6 protein-coding genes are annotated in these 13,789 nt (G+C 54.4%); 5 read left to right on the top strand and 1 reads right to left on the bottom strand.

Going from position 1 to position 13,789, the window contains the following annotated elements; translation table 11 throughout:
* Nucleotides 1-488: 488 nt before the first annotated feature.
* Nucleotides 489-1,667, top strand: a complete 1,179-nt coding sequence (locus tag ACGHAD_RS05225; protein WP_382417336.1) for a pectate lyase — start codon at nucleotides 489-491, stop codon at nucleotides 1,665-1,667.
* 41 nt (nucleotides 1,668-1,708) lie between these two features.
* Here ACGHAD_RS05225 and ACGHAD_RS05220 read toward each other — a convergent pair whose 3' ends face one another.
* Nucleotides 1,709-2,890, bottom strand: coding sequence for a helix-turn-helix domain-containing protein (locus ACGHAD_RS05220; protein WP_382417334.1), 1,182 nt, complete (start codon nucleotides 2,888-2,890; stop codon nucleotides 1,709-1,711).
* A 314-nt stretch (nucleotides 2,891-3,204) separates the two neighbouring features.
* On the opposite strand from ACGHAD_RS05220, the gene ACGHAD_RS05215 reads away from it, so the two are divergent.
* The 4 genes from ACGHAD_RS05215 (at nucleotide 3,205) to ACGHAD_RS05200 (ending at nucleotide 13,766) form a co-directional block, all read left to right on the top strand.
* A complete protein-coding gene (locus tag ACGHAD_RS05215; RefSeq protein ID WP_382417332.1) occupies nucleotides 3,205-5,343 on the top strand; it encodes a carbohydrate-binding protein in 2,139 nt (712 codons plus the stop codon).
* Nucleotides 5,344-5,826: 483 nt separating this feature from the next.
* Complete coding sequence (locus tag ACGHAD_RS05210; RefSeq protein ID WP_382417331.1) at nucleotides 5,827-8,553, top strand: TonB-dependent receptor; 2,727 nt, start codon at nucleotides 5,827-5,829, stop codon at nucleotides 8,551-8,553.
* A gap of 321 nt (nucleotides 8,554-8,874) precedes the next feature.
* Complete coding sequence (locus ACGHAD_RS05205) at nucleotides 8,875-11,454, top strand: carbohydrate-binding protein (RefSeq protein ID WP_382417329.1); 2,580 nt, start codon at nucleotides 8,875-8,877, stop codon at nucleotides 11,452-11,454.
* Between the two features lie 44 nt (nucleotides 11,455-11,498).
* Entirely contained in the window at nucleotides 11,499-13,766 is a 2,268-nt protein-coding gene (locus ACGHAD_RS05200) for a glycoside hydrolase family 3 N-terminal domain-containing protein (RefSeq protein ID WP_382417327.1), read from the top strand.
* Nucleotides 13,767-13,789: the final 23 nt, after the last annotated feature.

The following is a 13,789-nucleotide window of genomic DNA, read 5'->3' as shown; positions in this document are numbered from 1 at the left end:
CTAAGAGAGTGGAAGCGTTAGTGTAGACCCAAAAAGCGATAGAAAAGATAGACACACGCCTAAAATCGGGCCTACTTAACCACTAGGTCAATTTAAGTTAGACCAAGTAAGATTAAGCAAAAACATTGATATGTCATACATATTATATCACGGCACTATAAAGCGATTTAAACGACAACCCTAAAATAGCAGGGCTTTACCGCCACTTTACGCTAAGCAACTGAATAATATAGGTTTTTCAATCACCAACCTAGCGGGCCTAATATTTTGCCACACCAAACAGGCCTGACCAAAACCTAAAGAAATAAGAAATTGGCCTACCATTAGGTATTAATATAGTTTAATAGTATTAATAAGCATGTCCTTTTCATTATTATCACTCCTCCTACGGTGTCTTGGTAAATGCCCTTGCCACACACCGAGGTTATTTGGCTAGGCGCCTTCTGTCGCCTATTTGTGACAACAACGATAATGAATGAGGTTGAACCATGAAGAAACTCTTTATCCTATTAACCCTGATGGCCTTTAGTGCCAGCTCTTTTGCGGCGCTGTCCTCCGGCCGCTATGTCATCGTATCCAAGCTCAATGGTAACGCGCTCGATGTGGACAGCTTTAGCAGCGACGACGGCGCTAATGTCATGCAGTGGTTTGCCATTGGCGGTACCAACCAACAGTTTGACGTTCAGGCTCTGGGCGACGGTAGCTACTCCATTCGCGCCGTACACAGCGGTAAATCACTGGATGTTTATGAGTGGAACGCCGAAGACGGCGCCGAACTGCGCCAGTGGAGCTACAGCGGCGGCGACAATCAACGCTGGTACATCGACAACCAAGGCGGCAATTACCACTCTATTACCTCTAAGTTCAGTGGTCGTGCGCTGGACGTGTGGGAGATGAGCATGTACGCGGGCGCCGATGTGCGTCTGTTTAGCTATTGGGGCGGCCCCGGTCAGTTATGGGCGTTTCAAAAAGTGGGCAGCTCTAGCGAATGCTACGCGGGCGCCTCGCTGTCAAACCGCTTCGTCGACTGCGGCGGCAAAACCATCGGCTTAAGTTGCAATGGCGACGACGAAAGCCAGGGAGCCGTTATCAGCCTTAACAACGCCTCAGTGCGCAATGTGCGCTTGGCCGCCAACGGTGGCGCCGACGGTATCCACTGTACCGGTGGCAACTGCACCCTCACCGATGTAGTTTGGGAAGATGTATGTGAAGACGCCGCAACCAATAAATCCGAGGGCGGTACTATGACTATAGTCGGCGGCTCAGCTTACAACTCAGATGGCGGCTACGGTGGCAGCCCGGACAAAATATTCCAACATAACTCTAAAAACAGCACCACGGTTATATCCGGTGGCTTTACCACTTACGGCGAGCACGGCAAGCTGTGGCGCTCGTGTGGCAACTGTACCAACAACGGTGGCCCGCGCAACGTATTGATTTACGACGTCAATATTGATGCCGAAATTGGTGCTATCGTCGGGGTAAACCGCAACTATGGTGATCGCGCCACCATCCGAAACCTGCGGATTAAAAATTACTCCTCCGGCGACCCGCACGTATGCGATGAGTACAAGGGTGTCGAAAAAGGCAGCTCTTCATCTAAGTATGGCGAGTACTGGAACTCGGCCAGCTGCGACGTGTCGCCCTCAGATGTAAGCTCTCTGTAAACCGCGATACAGCACCGAGTGCTAAATGCAAAGTGCTACCGCTACGGTCGCACTTTGCTGCCTGCGCCGTCCCCCTCTTTGCGATATTGAGAAGGCGTAACGCCCACGATTTTTTTAAAAAACGTATTAAAAACTGACTTGCTGTTAAAACCCACCGCCAAATAAATATCCGTGATGGTCTTATTGTGTGACGCCTCCGAGCGCAGCAGCCTTTGCGCCTCACTAATGCGATAGCGATTAATAAACTCATAAAAATTAATGCCAAAATGGCGGTTAATCACCATCGATAAATCCCGCGATGGCACATCCAGCGCCTCGGCCAAATGCTCAAGGGTAATATCGGGCTGCAAAAAGGGTTTGTCCCGCTGCATACGCTCGTCGATGTCGCGTGCGACATCGGGGTTTAAAAAATGGTCATCCAACGGCTTTTTCGGCGCCTCGCGCTGGCGTACCCGCTCAAAGCTGGCAAAATAGCGAATGCCGGTAAACACCAGCAAATTCACCAACACAAACACGGTGTAATAACCCGTTAGGCCAATGTACGAAAACACGCTTAAATCATAATTTTTGTTTAAGCTGACTATCTTGGCTACCGCTAACACCACCTCCATGGTCATAACCACTAAAAAGCCTACCACCAGCGTAGTAACCCAATTGGTATCGACCTTTTCAATATTCGAGTGGGTGCGCTGCAACCGGTACTTATAGCCAACAATAAGGCGCAAGCAGGCCAGCGCATAGCCCACCCGTAAGCACTTGCAGAAAAACTCCATCCCCACGTAGGGCGCGCCGTAAACAAAGCTCTCGCTGTTGATGGCCTGTAACCGCAACGGCTGTGGTAAATGATAAAAACCGACCCACATAAATACACCGAAAAGAAGGAAAGGAAGCAGATGCAACGCATCGCGTGGCTTGAGATGAAAATCTCTAAACAGTAACGATTTGACGCACAGGTACAGTAAAACGCCATCAAGGTAGTAGGCGAAGCCACCAATAAAATACAGCTCGGGCCAGCTCTCGCGTACCGTAAACTTAAACTCAGCGCCCCATAACGCCATTTCATGCAGCGGAATACAGGCATGCGCGAGCAGAAACGCCGCTAAAAAATACGTGCTTTTTATGCCTCGTCGATTTGTGGCCACTAACAACACCGCAAAAAACAAACACTGCAGTGCGGTCATCATCAGTATCAGATCGTGAAAATTAAACAGGACTTGATCCATAGCGAAACCACTACTCGATGTATTGTTATTCTCTTATGCCCCACCACGCCGGCAGTTTTAATCTGTCAGAGTGAAGCCGGTAATGCCGCCGATCATAGCGGAACTCACCGGTGACTACCACGGCACTGCCCGCAAACAAGCGTATTTTACTAGGTTCGGTTAAACATCACGCAGGCGAACGCGTATCTCTAAGTTTGTTTCGCCAACCCGAACGACATGCCGCCCAAACCCCTCTAGGGTTAGGGTCGCATTGCGCTATCTCGGTAATGCGACGCGGCTCGCCCGCGCCCAATAATAACCAACGAGGTAAGACTATGAACACTTCAACACAGCCGTTACCGGCCGATAAAATAATGTCTGCGCCCCAAAGCCCGGCATATAGCAAGATTTGTATCGCCACCAGCCTTGCGCTCGCGGCGCTTGTCAGCGCGGCTAACGCTGCGGCACAAACCACCCTGCCAGCCCAGCTGCAAGCCGAAAACTACACCAGCCAGCAAGGCGTGGAGCTTGAGCCCACCAGCGATAGCGGCGGTGGCCAAAACGTCGGATGGATTGACGCCGGCGACTGGCTGCAATACGACATCAACGTACCCACCGCGGGCACCTACGCTATTTCGTACCGCATTGCGTCGCCGGCCGGCGGGCAACTGATTTTAAGCCAAAACGCCCAAGATTTAACCGACGCTCTCACCTTGCCCGCCACCGGCGGCTGGCAAAACTGGACGACGGTCAACGACGAGGTTTACCTCAATAGTGGGGTTCAGAGCATCGCGCTATGGGCCGAGACGGGTGGCTGGAACATCAATTGGCTACAACTGGAACCTACCGCCACCAACCCGCCACCGAGCGGCTCTCTACCGATGATTCGCCAACAGGGAAAAGCCTGGGCCATTAACGGCGAGCCGGTGCGGCTGAAAGGCCTTAACCTCGGTAATTGGCTGCAACTGGAATTCTGGATGATGGGCAATGCCATCAGCAACAGCAACGGCGCCATTAACGATCAGTGCACTTTAGAGGCTACCTTAGACAGCCGCTTTGGCTACGCCGAACGCGAGCGACTGATGGACATCTTCCGCAATAGCTGGATGACCGACCGTGACTGGGACCGCATCGCGGCGCTCGGATTTAATGTGGTGCGACTGCCCTTTCCGCACAATTTAATTGAAGACGAGAACAACCCCTACACGTTGCGCCCCGATGCCTGGGAGTTTTTGGACAAAACCATCGCCGAGGCGGCCGAGCGCGGGATTTACACAATTTTAGATTTACACGGCGCCGCCGGCAGCCAGGGCTGGGAGCACCACTCGGGCTGCTCCAACCGCAATTGGTACTGGGACGGCGGCAACGGCCAATCGGCCGCTTACTACCAGGACCGAACCGCCTGGCTTTGGGACATGATTGCCCAGCGCTATGCGGGCAACGGTAACGTCGCTGCCTATGGCCTGTTAAACGAGCCCTGGGGCACCGATGGTGTGACGCTGGCCAACAATCTAAACAGTTTGTACGCCACGGTGCGGGCAAAAGACGCCGAGCATATCGTCATTTTGCACGGGCACAACACCACAGGGATCGATTACTTTAGCGTACCCGGTAACGATGTAGCTTACGAGATGCACTTTTACCCGGGGATTTTTGGCTGGCGCGATAATGATGACCCAACCGACGTCCACCTCGACTGGCTATTTTGCGAAAACGGCGCAGGCGGTGGTACCTGCGACTGGGACAATGACATCAACAATCGTCAGGTGCCGTTTCTTATTGGCGAGTTTCAGCCCTGGACCGAGCTGGGCGCCAACGGCGGTGAAATCACCCGTAAAACCTACGATACCTACAATGCACTTGGCTGGGCTGCCACCGCCTGGTCTTACAAAACCGTGTCACCCAGTGCTCACAGCGGCAATCCCAACAACGGCTGGCCCTGGGGTATTGTTACCAACACCTCAGGCTTTGGCGGCATTAATATGAGCACGGCCAGTAAGAGCCAAATCGAGTCTTGGTTTGCCCAATTTGCCACGCAGTCACTCTCGACCCATAGTGACATTCAGTATTGGATGAATTACCAACCGACGGCGGGCAGCGGCAGCATTGAGGCCGAACACTTTCGCTGGCACTCGGGCGCTAGTGTAGAAGTAACGAGCGATCCACAAGGCGGCGACTTTAACGCCAGCTACCTGGATACCGGTGACTTGATGGTGTATCGCGTCAATGTTCCACAAGCCGGAAATTACCAACTGCAATACCGAGTCGCCTCACCGGGCGGCGGCACGGTAAACACCAGCTTTCATAACGGCGCACCACTGGGCAGCACCGCCATTCCTGCCACAGGCGGCTGGCAAACGTGGCAAACCGTTAACGGGCCAACGGTTTATTTACCCGCCGGCGAGCAAGACATCAGCCTGTACGTAGCAAACGGTGGCTGGAATCTAAACCTCTGGCGCCTTAATGCTCAGTAGGCTTTTCCTGTAACGCGCCACCCCGTGACCGGCGCCTGCCGATCACGGGGTGGCGCCAATTAACGAACATTCAAAACCACACGTCATCTGTCTAATCGAAAACACCCGTATACGATTTAAAAACCGTTTGTCCGCACTCTGTTGCAATAGGTTATTCATTGAACTTTTGCCGTCTCTGACCGCCGGGGGTAGCGTCACCTTTTACGTCCACCAACAGGGACATCGGGCATTGAGCGCCGCCATGTAAAACTCTGCATCAAGCTCAAAAACCACACAACCCACTGTTTTTATTAAATTTTTAAATAGTTCGAATCGGCAAAACTTAGCCGAACCTATTATTTTTGAGCGTTTTGGTTCGAGTACAAGCACTCGGACGACCCGGCTGTGCCACCATTTTATTCTTCGTCTCGCAGTGCACATGAAGGCACTGTCAGGGCTGCCACAGCCCAATAACAATAAACACGATACAGAGGCGATATAACAATGAAACAACTTTTACGCTCTCCGCTGACGCTTGCCATCGCGTTAGTCAACGCCAGCCTGGCCACCAATGCCATGGCTCAAAACACGCCCAAATCCAAACCGGTGCTGGAAGAAATTGTGGTGACCGCCACCAAGCGCGAAACCAACCTGATGGACACCCCCATCGCCATTACCGTAATGACCGAAGAAGCTTTGGTGCAACAGGGCATTGCCAACGTCAAAGACATCGACAAGCTCGTCCCCAATATGGACATCACCATAGATTCCTCTCAATCCGCACCGGTGATATCAATGCGCGGGGTGCGCTCGACCAATATTACCGAGCTGGGCGACCCGGCCGTGGGTTTACACTTAGACGGCATTTACTCCCCGCGTCCGCAAGGCGCCATGGCGCTGATGTTTGACGTCGAGCGGGTCGAGGCCCAGCGCGGCCCCCAGGGCACCCTGTTTGGCCGCAACTCGACGGTCGGTAACATCAACATCATTACCAAACGGCCCGATACGCAAGAGCTGGCGGGCAGCTTAGGCGTCGAGTTAGGTAACTTTAACCACCGCCAAGTGCGCGGCGTGATTAACGTACCCGTCACCGACACTTTTGCGTTGCGCGGCTCCTTTATGGTCGAAGAGCGCGACTCCTACCTCAACGGCTACTACGACCCCAACCAGTGGGACACCCGTTACCTGTCCGAGGATATTCGCAACGCCCCGCTCTATACCGGCGCAGAGGAAGACAAAAGCCTGATACAGCGCGCCCGCTGGTGGGATGGCGGCGCCGACGGCGTGCAGGAGCTGGTTAAAGCCGACGAGGCGGATTTTTACAACAACTCCGATCAGTACTCCTTCCGTCTGGCGGGGCAATGGGAGCCCAGTGAAGACTTCTCTTGGTATGTCGCCTACGAGCATTTTCAGGATGACAGCGCGGGCTCGGCCGACACGATTGACTGTGATAAAGCCGCGCTGCGGGTGCGCACCGATGAAGACGGCAACTACCTTGATGCCAGCGGCAACATCTCGGCGACACCGGTACCCGGCTCGGATGGCTGCGAACGAATCTATGGCCCGGGCGCGGATTCTTACACCGTCAACGTCAGTGTGCCGGGCGAGCAAGACCTGAACATTCAAAATGTGCGCTCTAACCTGCGCTGGGATTTCAGCGATTCTATGGCGTTTGTCTACAATGCCGGCTGGGCCAAACAAACTCGCACTCAGATGTCTGATCAAGATCGCGGCATCACCGACTGGGATATGTCGATCTTCTTTCGCGAGGCCACCTTTGTCTCGCACTCTCACGAGCTACAGTTACAGTCCACCGACGCCGGCCCGCTGCAGTGGGTCACCGGTCTGTTTTTCTTTGAGGAAAACAACGATATGCAAGGCGGCTGGATGAACTCCATGGCAAGCGCCGATTACTGGAACCAATCCGACCGGACTCTGGCCTCGCAGGCGGCGTTTGCCCAAGGCACCTACGATATCACCGAGCGTTTACACCTCACCGCCGGTTATCGCTACACCCGCGACACCAAAGAAGATGTGGGCGGCCACAATATGTCCTGTAACGACAGCAACCCTAACCTGCTTGAGCCCGAACTTAACGGCAACGCCTGCTTTCCGTCATGGGATCGCGAAGCCTTCAACAGTTTGCCGCAGGATTATTTCTGGAATAAAGGCATTTATACCTCGGTTACTAACAACGATATCAAAGGCGAGTGGGATTACCACAACTATCGCTTAGGGCTTGATTACGACCTATCCGATGACACCATGATTTTTGCCTACGTTGCCAATGGCACTAAGTCTGGCGGTATTGGTGATGTGGTCGTGCAGTACGAGCAAGACCCGATCACCACCGAGTACCCGCTGGACGAAAACGGCGAGCGCATCGTGAAAAAACGCTGGGGTAATACCTACGAGCCAGAAGAAGTTATCACTTATGAAACCGGCGTAAAAACCGACCTGCTAGATAATAGTTTGCGTCTATCGGCCACTGTGTTTTACAGCGATTACAGCGATATGCAAGTGGCCACTTCAAAGCCGCTGTTTGTAACTTACTCGTTTGAGCGCGATGGCGAGACGGGCGAAGAAACCGGTGAAATTTCGGCCGACCCATTCACCGTGTTCCAAACCGACAACATCGGCAAAGCCGAGATCAAAGGCGTCGAGATCGAGTTTGACTGGGCATTGACCGAAAACGACCGCCTCAACGGTTACGTTAGCTACCTCGACACTAAAATCGTCAGCGATTTTTATCAACAGTGGACCCACGCCACTGTCGACTTGTTTGAGATCGAGCACGCCGACTCTGTCGACCCGGAAAACACCGCACTGACCACGAACCTAAAAGGCAATGAGCTACCCAGCTCGCCCAAGTACTCTTTAAACATCAACTATAGCCACACCTTTGATTTGCACCGTGGTGCCACCCTGGTGCCCTGGGTTAACGTCAGCTGGAAAGACAAATCTTACTACTCCATTTTTAACAGCGAAAAGCACGAAGACTTGTTTGCCAGCGAGACGCCCGACGCCTTTAGCGATACGCGCGAATCCGTCACCAACGTCAACCTCGGTATCAAGTACACCGCCGCCAGTGATAATTGGAGCCTCGAGGCATTTTGCAACAATGCCACAGACGAAACCGAGTTTTACTGGGGCGGCGGTGGTGATGGCGTCATCAAAGGGCCTGTGTCGATGCCGCGCTTTTACGGCATTCGCGCCAACTACCGTTTTTAAACATGTGGTATCGGTTTGGCCGCACCAAGGTCACGGCTCGCACTCGGCGTAGCGCGGCCCAGGTGCGGTCAAACCTGCTAAACACATTGCGGCATCCTCACCCGGATTGGCCACGCCTGCCAGCAGGCGTGGCACTTTTTTGCGCTCACCCACTCCGGTGGAGCTGTACCGCCTTAGCCTCACGCCAAAGCTTCCCACTATGGGTTGTGGTTAGTCCCACTTTCGCACGGCTTTGCAGATGGGACGATTCCTGCGCACCCGCGCGTAACAATAACGCCATATTGAAAGAGCCTATGGCCAACAATAACAAAGAGACCGTCTATGAAACTTCCCACTAAAATATTTAGTCACTGGCAGCCTTTATCTCTGGCTCTCGCCGCCAGCGTTGCCATCGCCGGCTGCGGCTCCTCCAGCAGCGACAGCTCAACCACAAACTCCAGCAGCTCTGTCAGCAGTAGCTCCAGCACTTCTTCCAGCTCAAGCAGCGAGCAATCAAGCAGCTCATCGGTAGCCAGTGAACTCTCCCGTTTGCACGCTGCCGGTACGCAGTGGGTCCAAGCCGACGGCACTCCGATTGCGCTAAAAGGCACCAACCTCGGTAACTGGCTGCTGCAAGAGTTTTGGATGATGGGCCAGAGCACCGACGCCGTAAACGACCAGTGCACCTTAGAAGGCGTGTTTGATCAACGCTTTGGCACCGCCGAACGCGAGCGGTTGATGGAGCTGTTTCGCGATAACTGGATCACCGAACGCGACTGGGATCAGATGGCCGAGTTTGGTCTCAACGTCGTGCGTGTACCTTTTATGTGGAACCTGATTGAAGACGAGGCCAATCCCTATACGCTGCGCAACGATGCATGGGAGTACCTCGACCGGGCCATCAGCGAGGCCGAATCCCGCGATATGTACGTGATCTTAGATTTACACGGCGCCGTGGGCGCGCAGGGCTGGGAGCACCACTCTGGCTGCGCCGAGCAAAACTGGTACTGGGATGGCGGCAACGGCCAAGATGCGACTTACTATCAGGATCGCACCGCCTGGCTTTGGCAACAAATTGCCGAGCGTTATAAAACCAGCGATACCGTTGCCGGTTACGGCCTGTTAAATGAGCCGTGGGGCACCACGCCAGAGACGCTTGCCGATAACATCGAGTCGCTTTACCACAAAGTACGCGAGATCGACCAAGAGCACGTTATTATTTTACCCGGTCATAGCCAAGGCATTGATGCCTACGGCAACCCTGCCGACCGCGGCATGGAAAACGTCGCCTTTGAGATGCACTTTTACCCCGGTATTTTTGGCTGGGGTGAAATCGGCTACCAGGTACACCGCGATTGGCTAACCTGCGGCATTAACGGCACTGGCGGTGTGTGTGAGTGGCAGGCGCGCTTAAGCGCACTGAACACGCCCTTTTTAATCGGCGAGTTTCAGCCCTGGACCGGTTTAGGCGGCGAGCTGGGCGGCAAAATCGCCCGCGCCACTTACGACACTTACGCGCAACACGGGTGGGCCGCCACCAGTTGGGCCTACAAAGTGCTCAGCAACACCGGTGGTCAGGGCAACGGCACCTGGGGCATGGTGACAAACCAAGCCAGCCTGGGGCTACTGGCCAAAGCCGACACCTGGGCCTGCGCCGGTTGGGATAGCACTTTTAGTACCGCTTGCGGCACCTCGACGCCAACCATTACCGCACCCGGCGAAGGTACGCAGGATTACTACCTAGTGATTAAAGCCGGCGCCTGCTGCGACGCCGGCCGTCTGGATGTCAGCCTCGACAGCATAAGCCTACGAGCGCACGAAACTGCCACCGAGCTATTAAGCAACGGCGAGTTTAATGACAATAGCGGCTGGACAGCCTGGACGGCCGGGGACCCGGTGAATCTCGAGTTTAATCAAACCGAGTACATCCCCAGCGGTGGTAATGGCGCCGCGCTGCGCTTAACCAGCGCCAGCGTAAGCAATGGCGGGCTTTACCAAAAAGTGAGCTTGACCGGCGGCCAGCAATATCAGTTTAGCGGCGTATTTAAAGACAACGGCAGCACCGATGCCTGGGCCGAAATGTATTTAGTGCCCACTCAGCCTGTCGATGGCGAGGACATAACCGGTAATGCGCTGGCGCAACTCGATTTTAACACTGCCTCAATGGCCGAGATCGAAGCGCTATTTAACGAGTTTGGCTCGCTCGACTACGATGTTCATACCGAGCTCAAGCACTGGCTCACCACCGAGCAAGCGCCCGAACTGTTTTCCCTAAAAAACCCACCCAGCAATGTCACACTGGTGGAAACCGACGGCGGTAACCAACTGAGCTGGAGCGCCAGTGTTGAGCCCGGCGTTGAAGGTTACCGCATTTACCGCAGTACCGTTGTCGGTAGCGCCGGAGAGCTTATCGCCCAAGTGGACAACTTACAGTATCTGGATAGTACCGCACCCGAGCAAACCACCTACTACCAAATCAGTAGCTACGCAGGCGACGCCGAGAGCTACCCATCGACGAGTGTTGCCACCACTACCGTAGCCAGCGCTTTGCCCGGTACGGTTCAAGCCGAACACTTCAGCGCCATGAGTGGCGTGCAACTCGAAACCACCAGCGATGCCGGCGGCGGCCACAACATTGGTTACATCGATACCGGCGACTGGCTCGACTACCTCGTGACGATTGAAGCCGCAGGCACCTACACCATCGAGTACCGGCTAGCGAGCGCTGGCGGCTCGGATGGCTTTAGCCTTCTGCTCGGCGATAACACACTCGATACCGTCGCGGTGCCCGACACGGGCGATTGGCAGGCGTGGCAAAGCGTCAACCACAGCATCACGCTGCCCGCCGGCGAGCACACCCTGCGGGTTAAAGCATTAGCCGGCAGCTGGAATTTTAACTGGCTGCGCGTTAGCGCGCCTTAATAACACAGTGCTTAGGCACATTTTTTAGAAGTATGGAGTCCACCATGAAAAAACTCTTAACCTATTGCCTGCCGGCGCTTGTGGCGGCCATGCCACTGGCACAGGCCGCCACCGATGCCGAGATCGAGCAGCGCATCGATGCACTGCTGGGCAAAATGACGCAAAAAGAAAAAATCGGCCAGCTCGCGCTGCGCGACTTTGGTATGTACAGTGGTGAATCCCTCGCCGACATTAAACAGCAAATTCGCGACGGTGAAGTGGGCGGTTTTTTAAACGTTAACTTCTCCTCCGCCGAAGGCAACGCCTTTGCCGACTTGCAAAAATTAGCCGTAGAAGAAAGCCGCAATGGTATCCCGCTTATTTTTGGGCAGGACGTTATTCACGGCTACGAGACCATCTTCCCGATCCCATTGGGTCAGGCAGCCAGCTGGAACCCCGAACTGATTGAGCAAGGCGCGCGCGTGGCCGCCGAAGAAGCCACCGCCGACGGTATCCGCTGGACGTTTGCGCCGATGATTGATATCTCGCACGACCCGCGCTGGGGCCGTATCGCCGAAACTCTGGGCGAAGATCCGTACCTGACCTCGACCCTGGGCGTTGCCATGACCCGCGGTTTTCAAACCGACGACCCCACCCGCACCGACGCCATGGCCGCCTCGGCCAAGCACTTTGTCGGCTACGGCGCAGCCGAGGGCGGCCGCGATTACAACGCCGCCTACATTCCCGAAGCGACCTTGCGGGACATGTACCTGCCACCGTTTAAAGCCAACGTCGATGCTGGCCTAATGACGGTTATGAGCTCGTACAACACGCTCAACGACATACCCGCTACCGCCAACGACTTTGCCCTTAAAACCATCTTGCGCGATGAATGGGGCTTTGATGGTTTTGTGGTGAGCGACTGGAACGCGGTGATGGAAATGATTCCCCACGGCTACGCGCGCGATGCAAAACACGCCGCCGAGCTTACCGCGAATGGCGGTGTCGACTTTGAGATGCACACTGACACCTTCCGTAAACACCTGCCCGAGCTGATTAAAGAGGGCAAGTTTACCGAAGAAAAACTCAATACCGCTGTGCGCCATATGTTGCGCATCAAAATGCGTTTAGGTTTGTGGGATAACCCCTACCCCCGGGGCAACCGCGACAAGATTATTTTAAGCGATGACCACTTAGCGGCCGCTCGCGATGCCGCGCGTCAGAGTTTTGTATTGCTTAAAAACGACAACAACCTTTTACCGCTCACCAAAAAAACCAAAATCGCCTTAATCGGCCCCTTGGCCAATGTGCCCCACGAGCAATTAGGCACTTGGATTTACAACGGCAACAAAAAAGATTCGCACCCCTTAGTGCCGGCGCTCAAAGACTACCTGGGTGGCGACAGCCAGTTTACCTTTGTAAAAGGTTTAGACTACAGCCGCGACACAAGCACCAAAGGCTTTAAAGACGCGGTTAAGGCCGCTAAAAAGGCCGACGTGATTGTGTACGTAGGCGGTGAAGAGTCGATTTTATCCGGTGAAGGTCACAGCCGTGGCGACATTGCTCTGCCCGGTGCGCAACAAGCGCTGGTTACTGCTTTAAGTGAAACCGGCAAGCCGTTAGTGACGGTTATTATGGCGGGCCGGCCCATTGAACTTGGCGCTATTCGCGAACAATCGGATGCCATTATGATGGCGTGGCACCCAGGCACCATGGCCGGTCCGGCGCTGGTTGATGTGCTGTACGGCGATTACTCGCCGGTGGGTCGCCTGCCCATCACCTGGCCCAAAGGCGAAGGGCAAATACCGGTGTACTACAACCACATGGCCACCGGCCGCCCGGCCACCGATGATAATTACACCCGTATTGCGGATATCGAAATTGGTGTATTCCAGCACGTGCCCGGCAACTCGTCTAACCACTTAGATTATGGCCACACACCTGAGTATCCGTTTGGTTACGGCTTAACCTACACCAATTTTGACTACTCAGATTTAAACGTCGAAACCGCAAAAGTGAGTATGGGCGGCACGGTAAAAGCCAGTGCTGTGATTAAAAATACCGGTAAAGTCGCCGCCACCGAAGTGGTTCAGCTTTATGTGCAAGATGTGGTCGGCAGTCGCACCCGCCCGGTGCGTGAGCTTAAAGACTTTAAACGGGTAACCCTGGCGCCCGGCGAATCAAAAACCGTTGCGTTCACCCTGCCCACCAGCCAACTCGCGTTCCACAACCGCGATATGCAGTTAGTGACCGAGCCGGGTAAGTTTAACCTTTGGATCGCCCAAGATTCCGCCTCTGGGTTGCAAGGCGAATTTACCGTGGTTGATCACTAACAACATAAAATAAGGCTCATACA

It is taken from the genome of Gilvimarinus japonicus (assembly GCF_042847215.1).
GTDB lineage: Bacteria > Pseudomonadota > Gammaproteobacteria > Pseudomonadales > Cellvibrionaceae > Gilvimarinus > Gilvimarinus japonicus.
The sequence above is the reverse complement of the archived record's forward strand: the minus strand, read 5'-3'. Positions and strand labels throughout refer to the sequence as shown.